This window comes from Cyanobacterium sp. T60_A2020_053, from assembly GCA_015272165.1.
Lineage (GTDB): Bacteria > Cyanobacteriota > Cyanobacteriia > Cyanobacteriales > Cyanobacteriaceae > Cyanobacterium.
In genome coordinates, this window is the sequence record JACYMF010000065.1 from 1 (window position 1) to 24,606 (window position 24,606).

Consider the following 24,606-nt stretch of genomic DNA (forward strand, 5'->3'; position numbering starts at 1 on the left):
ACAGTTGTTTCAACCTATCAGAAAATTGCATATCATCCCGCAATGATGCAACGCCAAAAATTCACTCAATCAATCCTTTTGATATTAAAAGACGTTCTCTTTTTCGTCGCGCTATTTCCTGTAAATTGATAGTTTTATCAGTTTCATCTACAATATCCCCAGTTAAAATCTCCAATACATCTTCTAAAGAGACAACTCCAGCAACTCCACCATATTCATCACTCACCACCATTAAATGTTGTCGAATGTCTTGAAAATTTTTGAGAAGATAATCAGCGCGCATCATCTCAGGCACAAAATTAGCTTGACGTGCCAAATCAGCAATTTTTTCTGATTTTTTACCTTGAATAATAGCTGTTAATAACTCATGTTTTAAGGCAATACCAATGACATCATCAATGGAATCTTGGACAATTAAAATACGGGTGTGTTCAGATTTAATGATAGCTTCTTGACATTCTTCCAGAGTTAAATCACCTTTAAGATAAGTAATTAAAACCCTAGGTGTCATTAAATCCACTGCTGATAAATCATTAAGATGAAAAACACGGTTAATCATTTCCGCTTCATCAGCTTCAATTACTCCCTCCGTTTTACCGATGCGAGTTAAAAACTTAATTTCCGTTTCATTAGTAGTAGGTAAAACAGCGCCCTTCGTCAAAGGTTGAATCACTTTTTCTAGTAACCACACTAGAGGCACAAAAGTAATCGTTAAATACTTGACAGGTAAAGCAATGGAAAGGGATAAAGAATCAGCATATCTTTGTCCAAGAGTTTTGGGGAGAATTTCCGCAAAAATAATAATTAAAAAAGTTAAAATTCCCGAAAATATTCCTAACCATTGCTCACCCAACTGTTGAGAAATAGTACCACCAATAAGAATACTACCCACAATATTAAAAATATTATTGAGAATAACAATGGTGGCAATAGGACGATTAATTTTTTGCTTAATTTTTAATAAAGCTAAAGCAGAAGGTTTTTTCGACAGCGCCCATTGCCTAACTCGAATCTCTGACACGGATAATAACACCGTTTCGGAAAGGGAACAAAAAGCCGAACCGAGAATTACAATGAGAGTAAGGACTGCAAGAGTCAACATTATTTAAACTTTAGTCTCCAATGATTTGAGATACTCCGTGTTAACTCCTGATTCCCTCGTTAGGGCAATTTTACCAGTGCGAGAAATTTCTTTGATGCCAAATTTATTAACCATAGAAATAATTGCTACCATTTTGCCCGGGTCTCCCACTACTTCTAAGGTTAAACTATCTTCAGCGATATCCACCACCCTAGCCCGAAAAACTTGAGCAATTTGTAATACTTCCCCACGGGTGGAGCTATTGGTGCTGACCTTGACTAACATCAATTCCCTTTCCACAGAAGGGATCATGGTAATATCCGTAACTTTGATCACATTAATTAACTTGTGAAGTTGTTTGGTTAATTGTTCGATGGTGTCTTCATCTCCGGGTACTACCATAATAATACGAGAGATGCCTACTTGTTCTGTGGGTCCTACCGCTAAACTTTCAATGTTATAGCCACGTCTAGCGAATAACCCGGCGATTCTGGTCAAAACTCCTGCTTCATCTTCCACAAGGACAGAAATGGTATGCTTCATTCTTGGTGTTAATAATTGTTGATCATAAACTACAGACATCTTCAATATTTTACCTAAACTATCAATAATGAACAATTGATAATGAATAATGAATAATTAATAATTAATAATTAGGCTCTGCTGAATAAATCAAAACTTTTGTCAAATCAAGGTTTTAAGCATAGCTGTAAAGGTGTCAGGTATCGGGTATTAGGTATTAGGTTTGAAAATTACACCTGAAACCTGCAACCTGAAGCCTGAAACCTACTCACCTTTTTCAGCAACCCCTAAATACCCCTCTTGGCAAATTTAATAAAATTTTTTGATAAGAATTAAAAATATCGAGTTAACCTGTAGTTGTTAGCAATTTACAAGCGATATTTTATGAGTAGCAGAAACTTTGGTGTTATTGGTTTAGCGGTAATGGGTGAAAATCTCGCCCTCAATGTGGAAAGTAGGGGTTTTCCTGTTGCTGTTTATAACCGTAGCCCTGACAAAACCGAGAATTTCATGGCAACTGGAGCGCAGGGGAAAGATATTAAACCTGCCTATAGTGTGGAAGAATTTGTGCAAAGTTTAGAGCGCCCGCGCCAAATTCTGATTATGGTAAAAGCTGGTAGCCCCGTTGATGCGGTAATCCAACAGTTAAAACCGTTATTAGAAGAAGGTGATATGATCATCGATGGTGGTAATTCTCTTTATGAAGACACCGAAAGACGCACTAAGGAGTTAGAAGCCACTGGTTTAGGTTTTGTCGGTATGGGTGTCAGTGGTGGTGAGGAGGGCGCCCTCAAGGGTCCTTCTTTGATGCCGGGTGGTACACAAAGCGCCTATGAGAAGTTAGAACCGATTTTAACGAAAATCGCCGCTCAGGTGGATGATGGTCCTTGTGTGACTTATATTGGTCCGGGGGGCGCTGGGCATTATGTCAAAATGGTACATAATGGCATTGAATACGGTGATATGCAGTTGATTGCCGAAGCCTACGATTTATTGAAAAATGGTGTCGGGTTGAGTAATGACGAATTACATCAAGTTTTTAAACAATGGGATACTACCGATGAGTTAAATTCCTTTTTGATTGAAATTACCGCTGATATTTTTTCCAAAAAAGACGAAGAAACAGGGCAACATTTAATTGATTTGATTATGGATACTGCTGGGCAAAAAGGCACCGGGCGCTGGACTGTGGTAAGTTCTTTACAGTTAGGTGTACCTATTCCCACTATTTACGCTGCGGTTAATGCGCGGGTGCTTTCTAGCTTAAAAGATGAACGAGTTGTAGCTTCTACTCAGTTAACAGGCGTTACTACCGCTTTTGATGGGGATAAAACCAGTTTTATTGATAAAGTGCGAGACGCGCTGTATTGCTCCAAAATGTGTTCTTATGCGCAAGGTATGGCTTTAATTGCTGAGGCTTCCAGAGAATACAATTTCAATATCAATTTACCCGAAGTTGCCCGAATTTGGAAAGGCGGTTGTATTATCAGAGCTGGATTTTTAAACAAAATTAACAAGGCTTTCACCGACAACCCTGATTTAGCTAATTTATTACTCGCACCTGAGTTTAAACAAAGTATTTTAGATCGTCAACAGGCGTGGCGTGATGTGGTAGTAATGGCTAATCAGACAGGTATTCCTATTCCTGCTTTTAGTGCTTCTCTTGATTACTTTGATAGCTACAGAAGCGCCCGTCTCCCTCAAAATCTCACTCAGGCACAAAGAGATTATTTCGGCGCCCACACCTATGAGCGTACAGATAAACCAAAAGGTGAATTTTTCCATACGGAATGGATGCAAGGCTAATTAATCAAAAGGGCAAGGGGCAAGGGTTAAATAAATTATGAATTATGAATTATGAATTATTACCTCCCTTTCCCCCCCTTTCCAAAGCAGGGCGTTTTCATTCTCAAAAATGTCAAATTCTGAAACTAGCTAAGGGTATTAAGTACAGAAGTTTTTAACTACCAATAAATCAATTAATAGAAAAAATCTTCCCTTTCTCCCTGAATCTCCCCCCTTGAGAAGCAGGGCGTTTTCATTCTCAAAAATGTTAGTTTCTCAAACTAGCCAATAATCTGAAATTCAGAGGTTTTTAACTACTAATAAATCAATTAATAGTAAAAAATCCTCCTGTCTCCCTGAATCTCCCCCCTTTTTAAGGGGGGTTGGGGGGGATCATCCTTATATTGTCTTCTTGTCAAAAACAAATCAATTTTGATCCTGACTTTGAAAACACCCCCTTTCCAAATCTAATTGTAACGGTCTAAAAGCGTCTGTAATCCCCCTTGAAAACCTGAACCAACAGCATTAACGCGCCATTCACCACCTTGATTATAAACTTCCGCCATGATTACTGCCGTTTCCACTGAAAAATCTTCGCTCAAATCATATCGCAAGACTTCTTCCTTGGTTTGTACATCCACAAGACGAAAATAAGCATTTCTTACCTGTCCGAAATTCTGCTTTCTCTTGTCAGCTTCATAAACAGTCACCGTGACGACAATTTTTTTTACTTCCGTTGGTACTTTTCTCAAGTCAACAATTAAACCCTCGTCGTCGCCTTCCCCTTCTCCGGTGCGATTATCTCCCAAAAGTTTGACAGATTGATCCGCATCGGGGCTAATAAGATTATTGTAAAAGATAAAATGTTTGTCGGATAGGAGTTTTTCATTATCACCTAGTAAGAATACGGAAACATCGAGGTCAAAATCAGCGCCCGTATCCGTAGCATTGACATCCCAACCCAAACCGATGAAACCTGCCACCAAACTGGGGGCAATTTTAGATAATGAAATTCTTTGTCCTTTTTGTAGTGAAATACCCATAATTTAACCTATGAAATTTAGTGATCTTGTTGCCCATTTATCCCCTGAAGCCCACAGCTTAACTTCTCACCCGGAGATTAACCCAGATATTACGGTGATTGTACCTATCGAAGCAAGTAACAACCCCACCAGCGCCCTCAGCCTTAGCTATATCGAAGGGGATAAGTATAAGAAAATGGTAACAGAAACTACCGCTTCTGCGTTGATTTTACCATTAGATCAGGAATTACAAGCGGAAGCGACTGAAAGGGGCATTGCTTGGTTAAGTTCGAGTTATCCTCGTCTCATTTTCGCCAAAACTCTCAATTTATTTTATCAACCCTATAAACCTTCACCGCAAATTCATCTCAGCGCCCTCCTCGCTGACGGTGTCATAGTAGGGGAAAACGTTTCCATTGGTGCTAATGTGGTTATCGAAAAAGGGGTTAAAATCGGCGATGATGTCTGTATCCATCCTAACGTGGTCATTTACCCTGATTGCATCATCGGTAATGGTACTGTCCTTCATAGTAATTGTACCATCCATGAACGGACGCAAATAGGTGCTAATTGCGTTATTCATAGTGGGGCGGTGGTGGGCGCTGAGGGTTTTGGTTTTGTGCCAATTCCTGACGGTTGGTATAAGATGCCCCAAACCGGTTGCGTTATCCTCGAAGATGGGGTAGAAATTGGCTGTAATAGTACAATAGATCGCCCTGCCATTGGTGACACGCGCCTTGGTAAAAACACGAAGTTAGACAATTTAGTCCACATCGGGCATAATTGTCAAATTGGTGCTAATTGTGCTTTTGCGGGGCAAGTGGGGTTAGCTGGAGGGGTGAAAATTGGTAATCGAGTCATTTTAGCGGGGCAAGTGGGTATTGCTAATCAGGCGGTAATTGGTGATGGCGCTACGGCAACGGCACAAACGGGTATCACCCATAATGTCAAAGCGGGGGATGTGGTTTCTGGCACTCCTTCCCTGCCTCACCATTTATATTTAAAAGTCTCTGCCATGACTAAATATTTTCCTGAAATGTATAAGTTTTTTCGTCAATTAGAAAAAGGGCAAAGGGAAAAGGGCAAAGTTAAAAGCTGAGTAGGTTTCAGGCTTTAGGTTGCAGGTTTCAGGTGTAATTTTCAAACCTAGCTAAGACGCATTTAAATTACCGTTTATACTAAGTCTTAAAAATAACTCAAACGCTGACCTGTTGCCTCTTGCCTACCTCCACCAGTAAACTTAAATGCAAACTAACTGCCCCGACATCTCCCCTCACCAAAATACTTTTTTTAGTAAACCCTAAATAAGACAATGATTAATCAATTTTTATCTTTTTTTTTACAAAAAAATTGCCCTCTATGCCAGCGCCCTTCACCGCAAATCATCTGTAATTATTGTGAACAAAAAATTAAAAGTGAGCAAAGAGATTTAAAGGAATGTATTATAAAAATTAAAGATTATCAAATTATAATATGGGGAAAATATGATGGCTATTTAAAAAGAGCAATTACCGATTTAAAGTATAATAATAAACCAGAATTAGCGAAATTATTAGGTACTTATTTAGGAAAACTGTGGTTAAATTTTTACAAAAATAAATTAATAGAAAAATATACCGTAGTTCCTATTCCACTACATCCTAAAAAAATAAAAATTAGAGGTTTTAATCAAGCAGAATTAATCGCCGATGGTTTCTGCGAAATTACTGGTTTTCCTCATCTTCCCCACCTCTTATCACGGGTGAAAAATACCGAAGCTATGTTTAGTTTAACTCCCAGTCAAAGACAAGCCAATATTCATCAGGCTTTCACCATCGGCAAAGATTATCACCGTTTTAATCGTCTTTCTGAGGTGATTATTATTGATGATATTTATACCACAGGCACAACCGTAGAAGAAGCCATTAAAGTTTTACATACTTTACAGATTAAAGTACAAGGGTTAGGGGCGCTGGCATCTAGTCGATAGGTTATTTTACTGCTAATATTATTTTGGGGTTTCTGAAAAAGTATTTTGGTGAGGGGAGGTGTCAGGTGTCGGGTGTCAGGTTTCAGGTAAAATTCTTATAAATTAAAGAGTTAAGCCAAATAATTATTTTTTTATAACTTCCTTTTTTTTATCAATAACTTTTTATTTGGGGATCAAAAATGTAGATTTTTTGGAGAAAAAAGATTATTTTTGGCACTTTTTTTGAGTTATAGTCATTTAAATTAAGATTGAGACAAATTGAAAAATTTTGTAGGGTGGGGTGTGCCTCGCCACTTGACACTTTGCGACTACTCTTATTAAGAGAAAAGTGTCTCATTGCTATTTAAAACGACTATATATTTTGCTTAAAACTTTTGTTTTAAAAGGGTTTTGATTTATTTAGCAAACCTTATTTAGAAAGCTCATCAACAATTTGATCAGTGCGCTTGTTATTATATTTTGTATTCTTGAGATGATCTGGTTTTTTTTCTGCGGATAAAACATTAGTTATGGCACTACGAGTATTAAAACTTGTTTCCTTGAAAGGTGTCGGTAAAAACTTATCGCCAAAACCGATAAAAACAATTAATAAAAGTGGGCTTATTTTTAGTAAATAAAATAAACCATAACCAGTAAGGCTGGTAACATTACCAACAAATTTATTCATTGCGCTCATAATTTCACCACAGAAATTAACATTGTTATCATAGGATACCCAGCGCCCTTCACCCAAGTATCATAACTTAATAAATTTCAGTATATTTGACTAGAAATTGTGGGTTAAGTGTCTAAGATGTGGCGAAAAAGTTGAGAAAGCAAGGGAAATAATAATTCATAATTCATAACTCATAATTCATAATTCATTCCCTGGGTTAAGTGTCTAAGATGTGGCGAAAAAGTTGAGAAAGCAAGGGAAATAATAATTCATAATTCATAACTCATAATTCATAATTCATTCCCTGGGTTAAGTGTCTAAGATGTGGCGAAAAAGTTGAGAAAGCAAGGAAAATAATAATTCATAATTCATAACTCATAATTCATAATTCATTCCCTATGTATTCCATCAGCAAAGAAACAGCTACCATCAAAACCCGTGACGGTGTCAACCTTGTTGCCGACATTTATCGCCCTCAAACCACCGAAAAATTACCCATACTATTGATGCGTCAGCCTTATGGTAGGGCCATTGCCTCCACCGTAGTATATGCGCACCCCCGTTGGTATGCCCAACAGGGTTATATTGTTGTGATTCAAGACGTAAGAGGTAGAGGCGATTCGGGTGGAGAATTTGAATTATTTAGCCACGAAATTGCCGACGGGGAAGATACTTTGCAATGGTTAAGTAATCTGAATGGTAGTACGGGTGAAGTGGGAATGTATGGTTTTTCTTATCAAGGTATGACTCAGTTATACTGCGCTATTAGTGGGGGAGGGGCGCTGAAAACCATCTGCCCAGCAATGGTTGCCTATGATTTATACTCAGATTGGGCGTATGAAAATGGTGCTTTTTGTCGTGAATTGAATTTAGCATGGGCGCTACAACTCAGCGCCGAAACAGCGCGCCTCAAACAAGATTTACACGCTTATTCTATCCTTTATTTTGCCTCTCGAAATCTTCCTGATCGATATATTCCTTCTCAGGTGGAAGAAGTGTTGCGGAAATACTGCCCTAGTAATTTTTATTATCAATGGTTAAAACATTCAGAAAATGACGACTATTGGCAACAATTATCTCCTTCTAATTATTTTGAAAATGTGGATTTACCAATGTTACATATCGGCGGTTGGTTTGATAATTATTTGCGCGGGACAATGAATTTATATCAAAAAATGACTAAAAAAAGTCATTTTCAACAAAGTTTAATTATTGGACCTTGGGCGCATTTGCCTTGGGGTAATAAAAGAGGTAGTCAGTTTTACTCAACTAATGCTAATAATGATATTAATGAAATTCAAATTCAATGGTTCGATTATTATTTAAAGGGTAAAAAAAATACTGATTTAATTCCTAAAAATATTAAATTATTTGTCATGGGAGCGAATAAATATATATTTGCAGAAAAGTTTGATGGTCAAAATAATATAAACTTTTACTTAAACAGTACAGGATTAGCTAATATTAGAGATGATGACGGAAAATTAATCAATGATAATATAGAAAATATTGAAAATTCAGAAGATACTATAGTTAATGATTTTTGGCGCCCGTCACCGAGTTTAGGAGGGCATTATAGTAGTAATGCAGGAAGTTTTGAAAGGAGAGAGTTAAATAATCGCAGTGATATTCTTACCTATACTTCAGCGCCCTTCACCACAGATTTAACGATTATGGGTGACGTAGAAATTGAATTATATGTGATATGTGAAAGAGAAACTTTTGATATTAATGCGGTATTATCAGAGGTAAGAGAAGATGACACAATTTATAATTTCACTCAAGGTTATAAAAGAGTGAAAAATCATCAGCAAACATCAACAAAAGTAACTTTTAAATTACAACCAACCTGTTATGAAATAAAACGGGGAAGAGCGCTGAATTTGAGTATTAGTAGTAGCGCTTTTCCTGCCTTTAACTTGAATCAGGGAAATCCTCATTTATCAGATAATTTTGACTTAGACAATCAAACTCTTACTTTAACCGTTTTATCAGGAAAAAATTACCCTTCTCGTTTAAAAGTTGATGGAGTGCGCTGAAAAAGTGGTGTCGTGAAGACAAATTGACAATGGATGATTAATAATCTTAGTTCAATTTATTGAACGAGATACTATTAGCCGTGTAATATCAGGTTCGCTTAAATAGTTACAATTAAATATCTGCTGAAAACTCAAAATACAGACTTTGTTTTATAAGTGATTATCCGAACTTGATATAATTCATTACACGGTGGGTAAATTACTTGATATTGTCTAAATTATTCAAGACACCCTAATTAATCATTTGAAAAGTAAATTTAAGTTGATTATTGCGCCCTAAAATTAGGCTATCCCCTGATTTTACCAGCGCCCTTCCCCCTTTTTTAAGTTTCTGATTGTTAAGAAATGTACCATTAGCACTTCCTGCATCCTCAATATAACAACCTTCAGAGCTAACATATAAATAAAAATGACGGCGAGAAATAACATCGCTATGGGGTAAAGGGGATAAATCCACATCAATTTTATACTCATCATTGACACGACCAACAGTTATAATCGGTTGATTGAGAGGTATGATAAAAACTTTTTGGCTAGTTTCATGAATGAGATTAAAACTAGCTGGAGTAGTTTCTAAAACTGTCGCTTCTGAGTTGATTTTTGTTGATAAATCCTCCATAATTGTTGGCTCATTATTAAGGTTAATATTATTGGCTAAATAATGGCTAGTTTGTTTACTTTCAGCGATAACTGCTTTTTGCTTTTCTATTTCGATTTGAGCAATTTTGTCTAAGGAATTATCTAAATCAGTGGGTGCATTTTCATCGACGGAGGGCGCTATCTTTTTACTTTTTGGCTTGAATATTAAACCGATATCTAATTCTGTTTTTTCGATTTCTGGGGTGGGGTGAAGGGCGCTGGATTCAGTCAAAGGTGAAATTGTTATCCCACAATTATCACAATATTTACTATAGTCTTGATTTTGGTGTCCACATTGATGACAAGTAATCATTTTCATAATTTTATTTTAAAATAAAAGCTATTTTTTAGAAAAATATTTGCAGTCTTTAGATTTTGATGAAAATTTAATTTAGTGATAATTACGGTTTACTGAATAAATCACATCCTCATAAATATTAAGAATTTTTAAGGATTAAAAACAAAAAAAGCAACCCTTACTCCATCTTACAATCATAAGACTAGCGCCCTTCATCGCCGTGCAATAAATTTCACGGCTACCGTAATGCCGTTTAATAAATTAAACTCTTTAATTATCCATCATCAAAACTCAATTAGACGTGAGCAAATTTCATAGTATTCCAGCTATCTTTAAATTTACCTTTTCCCTTTTATACATATTTATCTATAATCAACGTCAATATAATTAATCTTAGCGTAAGGTTCAAGTGCCTGTAAAACTTTTTGCCCATAGCTACGATAATTAACACGATTATCGAGTAAGGCTAAAACCCCTTGATTTTTTCGTAATCCTACCGTTAATTGTTGTAAATTACGAATAGCATGGGGTAATAAATATAAACGAAACCAATCTTTTTTTTGTTGTTTATAGTAGCTAACTTGAGCACTAATGAGAGGATTTTCTAATGAAGGAATGGGCAAAGTTGGCATAATTAATAATTGGGGTGGAGTAATTTTTTCTTGATATTCTTGCCAAAAATTTAAACTACAGACTAAAATTATATTGTTAGCAAAATTGATTTCATTTAATTTCACTCTTGAGCCAAATTGTGATGCTAAATATGTGGTAATTTGAGCTTGTAATGGCACATCTTCAATAATAATAACAATTGGTTGATGATTAATTTTTATACTAGCCACAAGGGCGCTTATTTCCTTACTAATACTATCTTTAAATTGCGGTTCATTGGGAAAAGGACATTTTTCAGGAAGATATAATTTTATAATCTCATTAGGCGTATGGGGTGAAAATTTTAAACAGGTATAGTCTTCTGTTTTGATGCCTAATAATTCTCCATAATCTTTAGCTTGTTTGTCGGGCGCTAGATAATTAGCAATTAAAATTAATTTTTTTTGTCTTAAAATATCTTTAAATTCTTGATTGATATTTAAAGGAGAAGATTTTAAAATGAATTGTTTCTGATTATGACCAGTTTCTACATAGTTAACATAATACTGAGAATCTAATAATTGCTTTAAAAAATTAATTATTTTGACACTTATTTTTCCATTAGCTGATAAAAATTTGAGCAAATCTACTAATAATTTTTTTTCTCTATATTCTAGTAGATAACGATTATATGGGTTAATAGGATGATTATTAATAATTTGAGATAGATGTTCAAAATTCCTTTCAATTAAAAGATGATAATTAGAATTATCTTTTAAAATAATGTCTAAATCTTCTTGAGTAATAGTGATAGTTAAAATATTATTAATAGAGTCTGGTAATTTTTCTGCTTCATCAATAATGGTAGGAATATCATCAGTAAATTGTTCAATATTTTCTAACCAAAATTGAGAATTTAAAAAAAGTAATTGATCTTGATTAAAATTAATTTGTTCGCTAATTATTTTTTTGCGAATAGGTATAACTTCCATTAAACGGGGAATATGATCATTAATTAATTGGTTTTGTTTTTCTTCATTTGTAACAACAATTATTCGTTCCGATGAAAGCAAAGCAGGGGTTAAAAAACTTGGGTAATAAGTTTGATAATTAACTCCTGTTTGAATCATGGTACAGCGCCCTAACCTCAAGCCACGAGCTATCATTCTTGCCATCGTCAGATGATGCACCCAATTATTATTAGAATTGCTTAAAATCGCTCTTAATTGTCTATGAACTTCAACTTCTAACATTATCAATTTAAGTTTTGTATAATATTCTAATTATATAGATTCTATAACCATTCTCAATCGTTAGTAAAAATTAATTATTAGAAACAAATATCGAAGATACCATCTCTTTTACCTCTTATTTTTTGCAATATTAAATAATTTAATTGCCATAATTCATTTAATATTGTCATATTACTTTAAGTGTGATAAATTATTAGTAGAAATAAAGAATATAGTATTTTTGATGTTTAAAAAAATAAGCTATTGAAAATTATGATAGTATTCTAAAATAACTCAGGAGATATTACTATTTTTCCTTACTATCTTTAATAAAGAAAGAATTTAACTGAAAATTATTCAAAAATAAAAGGTTTAAAACTCTGTCTTTCAAACAAAACTTAAACAAAAAATATTCTAGTGTAACCTATCTTTAAATTTACTTTCGCTCCTTGCCCTTTTCACTAATTGTAATTATGTTTGATATTGCCGCTATTATTGCCCATGAATTAAATATTAATCTTCATAGTATTAAAGCCTCCTTAGAATTATTACAAGAAGGCTGTACTATTCCTTTTATAGCTCGTTATCGAAAAGAGCGCACCTCCTCCCTCAACGAAATCCAATTAAGAGCCATTGCCGATCGTTTTGCTTATTTACAAGAATTAGAGCAAAGAAAACAATTTATCATTGATGCTATTGCTTCTCAAAATAAACTCCATGACAGTTTAAAGCTACAAATAGAGGCTTGTTTACTAAAAAATGATCTCGAAGACCTTTATTTACCTTACAAGCCCAAACGGCGCAGTCGTGCCACCAGCGCCCTCCAACGTGGTTTAAATCCTTTGGCTGAGTGGCTAAAAATTCAAAATAACCCTAAATCTCAGGGATTATCAGTGATTAAAGAAGCGCAAAAATATCTTTCTGAGGAGGTGCAAACTGTAGAAGATGCGGTGACGGGCGCTGGGGATATTATCGCCGAGGAAATCGCTGAAAATGCCCAATTTAGGGCTTATATTCGAGAATTTCTTGGTAAAAATAGTCTAATTATTGCCAAAATCAAAAAAGATTATCCCGAAGGCACAACAAAGTATGAAATGTATCGCAATTTTTCTATTGATCTAACTAAAATTGCCCCTCATAATCTTCTCGCTTTATTTAGAGGAGAAAATGAGAAAATTATTAGTTTTGACCTTGATTTTGACCAAGAAGAAATCATTAATTATCTCATCTATAAAATTATAAAAACCAAAGACAAATCTATCAGAGAAATCTATCAGAATATCATTGAAGATAGCTTTAAAAGACTATTAAAACCTAGCCTAATTAGAGAAATTAGATCAGAAAAAAAAGCCTGGGCGGATCAAGAATCTATCAAAACTTTTGAGGCGAATTTACGTCAATTATTACTATCGCCCCCCGCAGGAATGCAACCAACCATGGGCATTGATCCGGGTTTTCGCACGGGGTGTAAAGTAGCCATAGTATCGGAAACTGGACAATTTCTCGACTATACCACCATTTTTCCTCACACTGGAGCAGAAAAAAGAGCTATTAGTGCGAATACCATTAAAAATCTTATTCAGAAGCATAACATAAAATTGATTGCCATTGGTAACGGTACCGCAGGACGAGAAACCGATGAATTTATCAGCGCCCTCCTCCGTGATTTAGCATCTCCCCCTGTAAAAGTAATGGTTAACGAATCGGGCGCTTCCATTTACTCCGCTAGTGACGTGGCTATTGCTGAATTTCCCAACCTTGATTTAACGGTGAGGGGCGCTGTGAGTATCGCCAGAAGATTGCAAGACCCTTTAGCAGAATTAGTAAAAATCGATCCTAAATCTATCGGTGTCGGACAATATCAACATGATGTAGATCAAAAACTACTCCAAGAAAAACTATCTCAAACAGTGGAAAGTTGCGTTAATTATGTCGGAGTTGACCTTAATACAGCCTCACCACAACTATTAGTTTTTGTCTCAGGAATAAATCCCACTATTGCCAATAATATTGTTAATTATCGAGATCAAAAAGGAGCATTTAAAACAAGAAAAGAATTACTAAAAGTATCGAAATTAGGTGCAAAAACCTTTGAACAGTGCGCCGGATTTTTACGCATTCGTGACGGACAAAATCCCCTTGATAATACCGCAGTGCATCCCGAAAGTTATCCAATTGTGGCAGAAATTGCCCAAGATTTAAACTTACCATTAAAACAAATTGACAAAATCAGTCCTTTAATAAAAAATATCCCTTTAGAGCGTTATATTAATGACCAAATCGGTTTACCCACCTTACAAGATATTGTCAGCGAATTAGCAAAACCCGGACGAGACCCTCGCGCCGAATTTAGTTATGCTAGTTTTCGGGATGACATAAAAGAAATTAGCGACTTAAAAGAAGGCATGATATTAGAAGGGGTGGTGACAAATGTTGTCAACTTTGGTGCATTTGTAGATATTGGTGTCCACCAAGATGGATTAGTACATATATCCCAACTAGCTGACCGATTTGTGCAAGATACTACCGAAGTCGTCAAAGTGGGAGAAGTCATAAAAGTCAGGATTTTAGAAGTTAATGAGAAATTAAAACGAATTAGTTTATCTCGAAAAGATATTAATCCTATAGTTTAGACTAATGAAATATTGTAAAACAATCAGCAAGCTAACAAGAAGTTGCTTAACGAGAAAATAAATGGAGTTAATTAGGGTTTGCTGAATAAATCAAAAATCTTATCAAATAAAGATTTTTAGCATCATAAAAACCCAAAAAAGCGCCAAAAGTAGGGTTTTTTTTAGAGAAAATGCAGTATTTTCTTGTCACTAATCGACAATTTTTAATACAAAGTCAGAATTTATCACAGTATTCAGTTATGCTAAAGTCTTTAATTGATCAGCCTTTTCACTATCCACTTCCCACTCCCCTAACAACACCACTTTTTCAGCAACCCCTAATTATTCCTTAAAAGTTAGGTTTTTCATCTTTTTTACTTTTTTTTTTGAACTGCAAAAAAAGAGGAGTATAAGCAATTATAATTATTTTCAAAAACGATTATGATACTTTTTGGGCGACAGTTAAATACTGTGTAACCATTTCTAATAATTGCTCTTTGGTAAATGGTTTTGCTAAGTAATTATTAGCACCAAATTCTTTAATTTTTTCCATACTTAATAAATTAGTATTACCACTGACAATGACGATAGGAACATTTTTAAAAGTAGGACTACCTCGCAAAATTTTACATAAACGATTACCATTAATATTAGGCATTGATAAATCTAATAAAATTAAATTGGGCTTACTAGCAAACAATGTGGGTAAAGATTGCATAGGATTTGGTACAGTTGAAATTTCGTATTGCTCACTTGCCAAATATTCTTTTATCGTATTTAACATTACTTCGCTATCATCAATACAAACTATTTTATAGTTACTTTTATTGGTACTAATGTTACTAAATACATTTGATTTTTTTTCATTGTTAACAGTGTTTAATACTGGATTATATCTGTTAATATCTTCACGATTAACTACAGAAATAGAATCAATTTGAGCTTTTAATATTTGGGTTGAGGGAATAAAATCATTAGCACGAAGAATAATGGGTAATTTATCTAAAGGAGATTTGGGCGGATAAATAGTAATTACTTGATGTTTAATATAAGGTAATAGTAATTGTGCTAATTTAGTTTCATCTTGTTTTAGCATTACACTGATACTTCGTAAACTTAAACCTTTCATCATTCCTGCTAATTTTTCTAGCATTTGTGGAGATAAATTTCCCCCCGATATGGGTTTTTCTAGCAAACTTAAATCCTTGCAAGAAGGGCGCTGGTGAGGTGATTTAATAAAAGGTTGCAGTTTTTGCCATTGCTTTAATTTATCTACCGAGAATTTAACCAATGTGCTGGTATTCCAACGAGTTTCCATGATAATAGGCATTCTTTCTGGTAAGTCAAAGTTACTAATAAAGCGCCCTTCACCGTTGACACAACATAAGTAAGACTCCAAGGCATCTTGGGTTAACTGTCTTAATAAAATAATTGATTGAATGCGACTGAGAGACTTATAAGTTACTAATTGGTTAATTATCCACAACAAAGGGAATTTTTCTCCGGCGGGAAGACGGGGAATAGAGTTGAAATCAATTTTAGTTAAATTGAGAGAAAATAAAAGACTTTTGAGGGTATCGAGAGATTGTAGATTATGCTGGGCATGGTGAATTTTACCCTCAATAAAATAAATATCCCACACCACAGAATTATGACGAAATTCCCATAAACCTGTTTGTTTGGTTTGCTCATATTTAGTTAAATTTTTAATGGCTATTGAATCTTGATTCATAATTTTGTTTTATATTAATTAAAATTTATAGAAAATAAGTATATTTGTTATAAATCAAAAAATAACTTTTTTAAGTCTATTCTTGATTAGTTTTAATTTGTGTTGATAATGTATAAAAAATTATTGAATAGTAAAGGGTTTAAAATTCCGTCTTTTAAGACGTGGGGAAAGAAACACGGTAGTTTAAGCTATTTTTTTATTTACCTTTCCCCTTACCTTTTGCCCTTTTTACTCGTTAACATCACCACAAACAATTTACCATTTGATACGATGCATCACTTTTACATTAACAATTTTTTATTATTAGTTAATAATTTATAATAATTGATTAATAATTCGTTATAATTACCAACCTAATCATTATAATGAAAGATTAAATTATAATTGTGGAATAATTGTGGAGATTCTTGTTAATAATTCTTGTTCATTATAAGGTTTAGAAAAATAGTCAGTAGCACCTAAATTAAAAGCGATTTGACGATGTTTTTCATTACTGCGAGAGGTTAACATAATAATTGGTAAAGAATCAAACTCTCGTCTTCCCTTAATTTCTTCTAACACCCCATAACCATCTAAATTAGGCATTTCAATGTCACAAATCACCGCTTCCACTGCCAAACCACCTAACAATTTATTAACCGCCTCTTGCCCATCCTTCGCTTCTTCCACCAAATAACCAGCTTTTTCTAAAGTAGAAGCTAAATAACGGCGAATATTGATGGAATCATCTACAATCAAAATGCTACGATTAACTGAAGGTGTAAAAGGTAATGAAGAAAATAGTAAATCATTACTATTTTCATAGGTATTTTGAATTAAAGCAACTGGATCAACTAAAGGTAAAACTCGACCATCACCGAGAATTAAAGAGCTGATAAACCCTGTTGGTAAAGGGATATAGGATTCAATGGGACGAATAGTCACTTCTTGTTCGCCCCAAAAACGCTCTACTTCCAGCGCCCCTAACCCCTCACCTTCACCGACAATAATTACCACCGACTGATTAATAATCGGATTTCCAGCCATAGGCACAGGTTGAAAAGGTCGATTGAATGATAAAATTTCTGTCAGGGGTATAACCGATAACTCCTGCTGTTGCCACGATACAGTGGAATTATCCCCTTGATGAATTACCCTTACCTCTCGCACACTGTTAACGGGAATAGCTAAAAATGTCCCACCACTTTCCACAATCATCACTCGCAAAATAGAGGAATTAAAAGGCACACTGAGAGTAAAAGTTGTACCTTTACCCATGGCAGTTTTCACCTGAATATCTCCGCCAATGTCTTCTAAGTTACTTCGTACTACATCCATACCAACACCACGTCCGGAAAGCTCAGTTACTTTGTCGGCGGTGGTAAAACCGGGGGCAAAAATACTGTTGATGACTTCATTTTGAGACATGAAATCAATTTCCAAAGATGATTTACCCATCCCCATTAACCGTTGCTTAATTTTCCCTAAATTAATACCCTGCCCATCATCTTCAATGGTAATGATAGTTTTTGTGCCTCGGTTGAGGGCGCTGATGGTAATATTACCCATAGTTGGTTTACCGTTACTTTGACGAATTTCGGGAGATTCGATACCATGATCAAAAGCATTGCGGATAAGATGAATCATGGGAGACTGCAAAGATTCAATCAAAGTGCGATCTAATAAAGTATTATCTCCACTAATTTTGAGGGTAACTTGTTTGCCATATTGTAGGCTCAAATCCCGAATCAGACGGGGAAAACTTTTTACTAAGTCGCTGAAAGGGCGCATTTGGATGCGTGTCATGTTATTTTGTAGCGCCCGTATAGTTTGATTTAATTCTTGGATACCTTGATTAATTTCTTGTAAGCCGAGGTTAATATCTTCTTTTACCTCTTTTAACTGTATAATGGTTTCTATTTGCCCTTGGGAAATCAAGTGAATATCAGTATAACGATCCAATTCTAAAGCGTCAAATTGCTCATTTAAACCACCTCTGAGGGCGCTTTGTAAACCTACCATTCCAGCTACAGAAGACTTATCATACCAACGGCGTAACTCTTGGTTAGAGTCTTCTAATTTTTCCATCCGTTGATTCATTAATTGAGAAAAGCGCTGTAATTGTTCGAGGCGTAAGTTAACTCGATTTCGTTCTAAAACTAATTTACCAAATAGGTTGTTTAATTGTTGTAATTGTTGCGCTGAAACTCTCACCGTTTGATATTGATTGGCGGTGACGGGCGCTTTTTTGGGGTGACGGGCGCTGGTTTCCTCTGCCAATTCCTGTGCTACTTTTTCAATATCAGTAGAAAGATTATTAAAAGCATCACTTAAAGACTCAATATCATTATTATCCCAACTCGACTCACCAGCAAACTCCGCAAACTCTGAAGGAATCTCATCAAAAGCAACACTTAAAGACTCAATATCATTACTATCCCAACTCGACTCACTAGCCAACTCCGCAAACTCTGAAGGAATCTCATCAAAAGCACCACTTAAAGATGCAACATTATCCAGAGACTGATTAACATTATTTTCAAAATCATCAACAGTATTAGTTATTGACTCAGTATCATTATCACTAAATAGAGAAATATCATCACTAGCTGTAAAGAAAAACTCAAAATTATTCGGTAACTTATCCACACTGCCACGCATAACTAATGCTTGACAACGGCGCCAAACTTTTAATGCTTCCCCACAAAAATTTTGTAATACTTCCCCTTCCAAATTAAAACTTTGCATTTGAATGGATAAACAAAGCTCAATAAAAGGACTTAAATCAGCCATTTGCCCACATATCAAAAGTTGTTCGCAAGTGGATTGTAACGCCATCAACAACCCAGCGCCCTCCACCGTGTCAATTTCTGTGGCAAAATTATTAATAATTCCCTCGATACCTTCCTCAAATAAAACTAAATCAGCGCTAACATCCTCTTGATGTAACAAAAAATTTTCATCTTCTTGCTGTAATTCACCCAAATATTGTCGTAATTCTGTAAAAATAAGCTCAGTAGTAAAAGAAAATTCCGGCGGTATGGTTTCCAAACCTTGACGGTAACAATCAGCAATGGAGCGCATCTGATCTACCCCTTGTAACAAAAGAGTTTCTACCTGTACATCGATGGTAGTATCATGATAACGAACCCTAAGAATCTTAAAAAAATCTTCCAAACCATGGGCAACTTCACTCAACATCATAAAGCCCATCATTCCGGCGCCCCCCTTAACCGAATGAGTAGCGCGCAAAGCCATATCTAACTTGCTAGAATCAGCACTGGTAGAGCTAATATTTAATATACTTGATTCAACGGCATGGAAGCAATCTTCTGCCTCATCAAGAAAATTCATTTTTATTTGTTGTTGATCCATGATTGATTGAGTAAGAGATAGTGAGCAAAAAAAGATTTTCACCTTACCATATTCTATATGGTAATGATTCCATGAAAAAACCCCTAGAGATTATCTAAGGGCTTTTTTTATATCTATAATTTCGGATTCTCTAATCAGTTTAGATGTAATTACTGGAAGAAACTTTAATAATTAAAGAATAGCCCCAGCGCTTAATTCACCATTGCCGAAAAGAGAACCCAAAGTTTTACTAATACTATCAACCATGGGCATCACCTCCTTTATTCCTGAACGGTAAGAAATATAATTTCAATAAATCTAATATAACAACTGTTTTTTTTTTCGTCAAGAGGTTAAACAAAAAAAAGATGAGAAAAAATCTCACCTCAGCTATTTCCCAAATTAAAGATTTTATTTTCTTGAAAACTTCCTGTTAACGACATTGATTGACACGAGAAGCATCCGTAGTGAAAGCCGGTACACGCACTAAATAATCGGTATCATTCCCCGTGAAAGATTGAGCCAAAAGATCGAAAGAATCAGAGTTCCAATTACGTTCGTGAATGGTTTTAGTTTGTTCTCCTCTGAAATAGGCTTGAGTGCCGATTAAAGATACCGCTAACCAACCGATTACAAATAATGCTATTAAGATTGCCATGTTTTTCAAGCTCCTTTGCTTGACGACATTTCTATATTAACTTATGTAAATTTTTATTGCAACGAGTTGACAAATATATTTATGGGTGCTATCCGTATTAATTGGTTCGGTTCTCCCATGGGGAAGCAGAGGGAGCGGAGGAAGGCAGGGCGTTTTCATTCTCAAATTTTTAGTTGAGACAAAGTAGTAAGCAACAAGTAAAAAGTAATAAGTAACAAGTAAAAAGTAATAAGTTTTGATTCTTTTTGATGAAAAAAGATTTTTCTATATACTTTAACTAATAATTAATCAATTAATATTTGAAATATTGATTTTTTGATTAAAAAAACTCAATGCGCGTAGAGTTAAGCTATTAGCAATGAAATTTATTTCATTGTGGGATATGGGTTTAAGCCAATAAATCCCTTTGCAATAAATCTCCATTACGCTAATAGCAAAAGCGATGCACTGAGCTTGTCTAAGTGTCAGCTAAAGCGACTAAGAAAAATGCAATTTTTCTTCGATTTTGAAAACCCCCTAGGTAGAAAGGGAGATGATTATAATTCATAACTCATAACTCATAATTCATAATTCATAACTATTTGTTGCCCTTTTTAAGCTATGATGCTGATAAATAAGAAAAAACTTTGACCCTTCATTCATCGGTAACGGTGATGGTAGGCAAGACGTGATATAATTTTGAAGATTTTAACCCAAATAAACTGAGCAATGGCAGTAACACGCGCGAAAATAGCAGTGGATGCAATGGGCGGAGACAAAGAGCCCGGAGTAATCGTCGCTGGTGCAATCCGAGCGGCAGCAGAATTAGACATCGACATTTTATTAGTGGGAGATGCTAACACGATTCAGGCGGAGTTAGATCACCACGAAGGAGGGCTAGATAATATTGAAATTGTCCCTTCTGAAGGGGTTGTGTCTATGGACGAAGGAGCCTTAACTGGTGTGCGTCGTAAACCCCAAGCCTCTATCAATGTCGCTATGAAATTAGTTAAAGAGGGAAGGGCGCAGGGAGTTGTTTCTGCAGGTCATTCGGGCGCTGCCATGGCGGCCGCTTCTCTTAGTTTGGGGCGTATTAAGGGCATTGATCGTCCAGCTATTGGCGCAGTTTTTCCCACTATGTACGCTAATAAGTCTGTTATTGTTTTGGATGTGGGCGCTAATGTGGACTGTAAACCAAAATATTTAGAACAGTTTGCCCTCATGGGAACTATTTATAGTAAATATGTTCTCGAAGTTGAAGAACCGAAAGTTGGGTTGGTGAATATCGGCGAAGAAGCTACCAAGGGTAATGAGTTGGCAAAAGAAACTTACAAGTTATTGATGGATAACCCAGCTATTCCATTTATCGGTAACGCCGAGGGTAGGGATGTTTTATCAGGGGATTTTGATGTGATTGTTTGTGATGGTTTTGTGGGAAATGTACTACTGAAATTTGCGGAAGCAGTAGGGGAAATCATGATTCAAATTGTTAAGGAAGAATTGCCTTTTGGGGTAAGAGGGAAAATTGGTTCAGCAATTCTCAAGCCCAATTTAAAAAGAATTAAACAAAGAATTGATCATGCTGAACACGGAGGGGCATTATTACTGGGTGTACCAGCAGTATGTATCATTAGTCATGGTAGCTCCCAAGCGCCCTCCATCTTTAATGCCATTAGGGTAGCGAAGGAAGCGATTGATCATGAAATTGTGGAGCGTATTCGTAATTATCAGGAAACGAAATCAATTCAGATTAATCAAGCGCCCTCCGTTGCGGTAGAAGGTCAAAAAAATTAATCATCATCAAAAAACAGGAGATAAATCATTGCAGTTTGGTAAGGAGTCGTCTATTTTGAATATAAGCAAGGGCATTACAATAATAGGAAGTGGTTCGGCTGTTGCCCCCCAAGTCATTAGTAATGAAGATTTAAGCAAAATAGTCGATACTTCTGATGATTGGATTCAATCTCGCACGGGTATTAAAGAGCGCCGTATCGCTCATAATCTTAGTTTAAGTGAATTGGCAGCCCAGGCTGGGGCATTAGCCTTAGCCGATGGGGGGATTACCCCCGATGAAGTGGATTTGATCATTTTAGCCACTTCTACCCCTGATGATTTGTTTGGTAGCGCGGCACAGGTACAGGGTTTATTGGGTGCAACTCGTGCGGTAGCCTTTGATTTAACTGCTGCCTGTTCGGGGTTTGTGTTTGCCCTTGTCACCGCTTCCCAATACATTCGTACTGGTGTGTATAAAAATGTCTTGGTGATTGGTGCTGATTGTTTATCCCGTTGGGTAGATTGGTCTGATCGTACTACCTGTGTATTATTTGGTGATGGGGCGGGCGCTGTGGTGTGTCGTGGGAGTGATGAGAGGGATAATTTACTGGGTTTTGAGATGTGTAGTAATGGTTTACTCAATAATAATCTTAATCTTGCCTACAGTGGAGAACATAAAGTGATTGGGGAGGATAAAGCCATTAATCAGGGTGGTTTTAACTGTATTACCATGAATGGTCGAGAGGTTTATCGTTTTGCAGTGAATAGAGTGCCAGAAGTGATCGAAAAGGCGTTGTTTCGAGCCAATTTGACCACTGATGATATTGATTGGCTCATTCTCCATCAAGCTAATCAAAGAATTATTCAAGGGGTGGCAGATCGTTTAAGTATTCCTTCACAGAAAATTATTAGTAATTTGCATCGTTATGGTAATACTTCTGCTGCTTCTATTCCCCTTGCCCTTGATGAGGCAAGACAGGAAGGCAAAATTAAAAAGGGAGACATTTTAGCTATGTCTGGTTTTGGGGCTGGTTTAAGTTGGGGTGCTGGAATCGTGCGCTGGGGATAATTAGATGGTGCTGAAAAAGTATTTTGGTGAGGGGAGGTATCAGGCTTCAGGTGTCAGGTTTCAGGTAGAATGCTGATAAATTAAAGACTTTAGCCAAATAGTTACTTTTTATAAATTGCTCATTTGTATCAATTATTTTTGATTCGGATGGAAAAAATAGAGTATTTTTAGAGAAAAAAGTCAATTTATGACACTTTTTGTTATGTAGAATAGACTTTAAACTTTTATTTGACAAGGGTTTTGATTTATTCAGCAGACCCTAATGAGTGATCTCAATATTCTATCTTCGCACTTTACCTCACTGTGTAATAGACTTCTCCAATAATAGCTATTTTAAGGGCTGAAGCCTGTAAGGGTTGAATCATATTCAACCCCTACGAGACAATAAAAAATAATTTATGGAGATGTCTAATGAATTACACGGAAGCAACAAGATTACTTTAAGGCTTCTACGATGGTAGTAGTATTGGTTTTCATCATTTTGATATAAGTGTCAGCATCGCTTCCTTCAGCGCCCACCGAATCGGCATAAAGTTCTCGATTAGCTAATTTTACTCCGGCTTCCCGTGCCACAGTGGTTATCAATGCTGGATTGATGGTAGTTTCCGCAAAAATAGCTTTAATATTGGTAGCTTTGATGGTTTCTACTAAATTACGCAGGGTGAGGGCGCTGGGTTGTTCTTCTGTACTAATGCCAATCAATGTGCCGGGAATTTCTAAACCGTAGGCATTGGCATAATATTGAAATGCGTCATGGGTAGTTACTAATTTTCTATCATCGGGGGGAATTTGCCCAATTTCTGTTTTAATCCACTCATCAAGGTTGCTTAATTCGGTGAGGAGGGAGCTGGTATTATTACGGAAGGTTTCTTCTCCTACGGGGTAAAGTTCGATCAATTCATCCCTAATGGCTTCCGCCATTATCTTAACATTACTCACATCGCCCCAAACATGAGGATCGGGCGCTTTTTGTCCCTCATATTCAAAATCAAGAGGTTTAACTACTTCACCCACCGCCAAGGTTTCAGCGACCTTCACTGTAGCGTAAATTTGCTTAATGAGATTAGGCTCAAGGTTATAACCGTTATAGATAATTAGATCAGCTTCTTCTAAGATAATATTATCCTGCGGTACTGGCTCGTAAATATGAGGGTCTTCTCCTGCTTTTAAAATACTGCTATGGTTAATTTCATCCCCTGCTATTTGTGCGGTTAAATCTCCAATAATCGTTGTGGTGGACACTACTTGAGGTTTATCTGAAGATTGATTATTGACACTGCCACATCCGCTTAATAATAGGGTGAGGGCGCTGATTTTTATTAATGTTTTTTGCCAATTTTTCATAATTAATCAATAAAATTTTCATAATCGTATCATTATCGTTGTTGTTGTTACCTTAGACCTCTCCATAAATTATTTTTGATTAGCTCGTAGGGGTTGAATATTATTCAACCCTTACAGGCTTTAACCCTTAAAATAGCTATTGTGGGAGATGTCTATTAAGTTTTGCTTACTTCCTCAATGCTTAACCTGAAAGCGTCACCCCACCGTGTAATGAATTACACGGAACCAACAGTATCACGTTCAATAAATTGAACTCAACTTTACTTTTTACTC

General features: G+C 35.8%; 17 protein-coding genes. 7 read left to right on the forward strand and 10 right to left on the reverse strand.

The genetic code is table 11. The annotated features are described in order from the left end of the window. Window positions 1-61 precede the first annotated feature (61 nt). Together IGQ45_09470 and ilvN are read right to left on the reverse strand one after the other, a co-directional pair. Entirely contained in the window at window positions 62-1,102 is a 1,041-nt protein-coding gene (locus IGQ45_09470) for an HlyC/CorC family transporter (protein ID MBF2057434.1), read from the reverse strand. A 3-nt stretch (window positions 1,103-1,105) separates the two neighbouring features. Further along, window positions 1,106-1,624: an acetolactate synthase small subunit gene (gene ilvN / locus IGQ45_09475; GenBank protein ID MBF2057435.1), complete on the reverse strand. Its 519-nt coding sequence runs from the start codon at window positions 1,622-1,624 to the stop codon at window positions 1,106-1,108. 363 nt (window positions 1,625-1,987) lie between these two features. Here ilvN and gnd point away from each other — a divergent pair, with 363 nt between their 5' ends. Next, complete coding sequence (gene gnd / locus IGQ45_09480; GenBank protein ID MBF2057436.1) at window positions 1,988-3,409, forward strand: decarboxylating NADP(+)-dependent phosphogluconate dehydrogenase; 1,422 nt, start codon at window positions 1,988-1,990, stop codon at window positions 3,407-3,409. Between the two features lie 446 nt (window positions 3,410-3,855). On the opposite strand, the gene IGQ45_09485 is transcribed toward gnd, so the two are convergent. Further along, the gene (locus IGQ45_09485) at window positions 3,856-4,431 is read right to left on the reverse strand and encodes a TerD family protein (GenBank protein ID MBF2057437.1); all 576 of its coding nucleotides are present in this window, start codon (window positions 4,429-4,431) and stop codon (window positions 3,856-3,858) included. A 10-nt stretch (window positions 4,432-4,441) separates the two neighbouring features. On the opposite strand from IGQ45_09485, the gene lpxD reads away from it, so the two are divergent. Both lpxD and IGQ45_09495 read left to right on the forward strand, forming a co-directional pair. Beyond that, the gene (gene lpxD, locus IGQ45_09490) at window positions 4,442-5,509 is read left to right on the forward strand and encodes a UDP-3-O-(3-hydroxymyristoyl)glucosamine N-acyltransferase (GenBank protein MBF2057438.1); all 1,068 of its coding nucleotides are present in this window, start codon (window positions 4,442-4,444) and stop codon (window positions 5,507-5,509) included. A gap of 213 nt (window positions 5,510-5,722) precedes the next feature. After that, window positions 5,723-6,379 (forward strand): ComF family protein, encoded by a 657-nt coding sequence (locus IGQ45_09495; protein MBF2057439.1) that lies wholly within the window; start codon window positions 5,723-5,725, stop codon window positions 6,377-6,379. 409 nt (window positions 6,380-6,788) lie between these two features. On the opposite strand, the gene IGQ45_09500 is transcribed toward IGQ45_09495, so the two are convergent. Then, window positions 6,789-7,055 (reverse strand): hypothetical protein, encoded by a 267-nt coding sequence (locus tag IGQ45_09500; GenBank protein ID MBF2057440.1) that lies wholly within the window; start codon window positions 7,053-7,055, stop codon window positions 6,789-6,791. Between the two features lie 377 nt (window positions 7,056-7,432). Between IGQ45_09500 and IGQ45_09505 the strand changes: the two genes are divergently transcribed. Continuing rightward, window positions 7,433-9,073: a CocE/NonD family hydrolase gene (locus IGQ45_09505; protein MBF2057441.1), complete on the forward strand. Its 1,641-nt coding sequence runs from the start codon at window positions 7,433-7,435 to the stop codon at window positions 9,071-9,073. Window positions 9,074-9,305: 232 nt separating this feature from the next. On the opposite strand, the gene IGQ45_09510 is transcribed toward IGQ45_09505, so the two are convergent. Beyond that, complete coding sequence (locus IGQ45_09510; GenBank protein ID MBF2057442.1) at window positions 9,306-10,031, reverse strand: FHA domain-containing protein; 726 nt, start codon at window positions 10,029-10,031, stop codon at window positions 9,306-9,308. 341 nt (window positions 10,032-10,372) lie between these two features. Then, window positions 10,373-11,854, reverse strand: coding sequence for a DNA helicase (locus tag IGQ45_09515; protein MBF2057443.1), 1,482 nt, complete (start codon window positions 11,852-11,854; stop codon window positions 10,373-10,375). 452 nt (window positions 11,855-12,306) lie between these two features. Here IGQ45_09515 and IGQ45_09520 point away from each other — a divergent pair, with 452 nt between their 5' ends. After that, window positions 12,307-14,466 carry an RNA-binding transcriptional accessory protein gene (locus IGQ45_09520; protein MBF2057444.1) on the forward strand — a complete coding sequence of 720 codons (2,160 nt, stop codon included), beginning with the start codon at window positions 12,307-12,309 and terminating at the stop codon, window positions 14,464-14,466. A gap of 418 nt (window positions 14,467-14,884) precedes the next feature. On the opposite strand, the gene IGQ45_09525 is transcribed toward IGQ45_09520, so the two are convergent. The 3 genes from IGQ45_09525 to IGQ45_09535 form a co-directional block, all read right to left on the reverse strand. Beyond that, entirely contained in the window at window positions 14,885-16,177 is a 1,293-nt protein-coding gene (locus tag IGQ45_09525) for a response regulator (GenBank protein MBF2057445.1), read from the reverse strand. 378 nt (window positions 16,178-16,555) lie between these two features. Continuing rightward, on the reverse strand, window positions 16,556-19,531 hold the full coding sequence (locus tag IGQ45_09530) for a hybrid sensor histidine kinase/response regulator (protein MBF2057446.1): 2,976 nt from the start codon (window positions 19,529-19,531) through the stop codon (window positions 16,556-16,558). A 412-nt stretch (window positions 19,532-19,943) separates the two neighbouring features. Continuing rightward, a complete protein-coding gene (locus IGQ45_09535; GenBank protein MBF2057447.1) occupies window positions 19,944-20,168 on the reverse strand; it encodes a hypothetical protein in 225 nt (74 codons plus the stop codon). Between the two features lie 708 nt (window positions 20,169-20,876). Here IGQ45_09535 and plsX point away from each other — a divergent pair. Then, window positions 20,877-21,941 (forward strand): phosphate acyltransferase PlsX, encoded by a 1,065-nt coding sequence (gene plsX, locus IGQ45_09540; GenBank protein ID MBF2057448.1) that lies wholly within the window; start codon window positions 20,877-20,879, stop codon window positions 21,939-21,941. A gap of 52 nt (window positions 21,942-21,993) precedes the next feature. Next, window positions 21,994-22,989 carry a ketoacyl-ACP synthase III gene (locus IGQ45_09545; protein ID MBF2057449.1) on the forward strand — a complete coding sequence of 332 codons (996 nt, stop codon included), beginning with the start codon at window positions 21,994-21,996 and terminating at the stop codon, window positions 22,987-22,989. Window positions 22,990-23,424: 435 nt separating this feature from the next. Here the strand turns inward: IGQ45_09545 and IGQ45_09550 are convergent, their stop codons facing one another. Beyond that, the gene (locus IGQ45_09550) at window positions 23,425-24,333 is read right to left on the reverse strand and encodes a zinc ABC transporter substrate-binding protein (GenBank protein MBF2057450.1); all 909 of its coding nucleotides are present in this window, start codon (window positions 24,331-24,333) and stop codon (window positions 23,425-23,427) included. Window positions 24,334-24,606 lie beyond the last annotated feature (273 nt).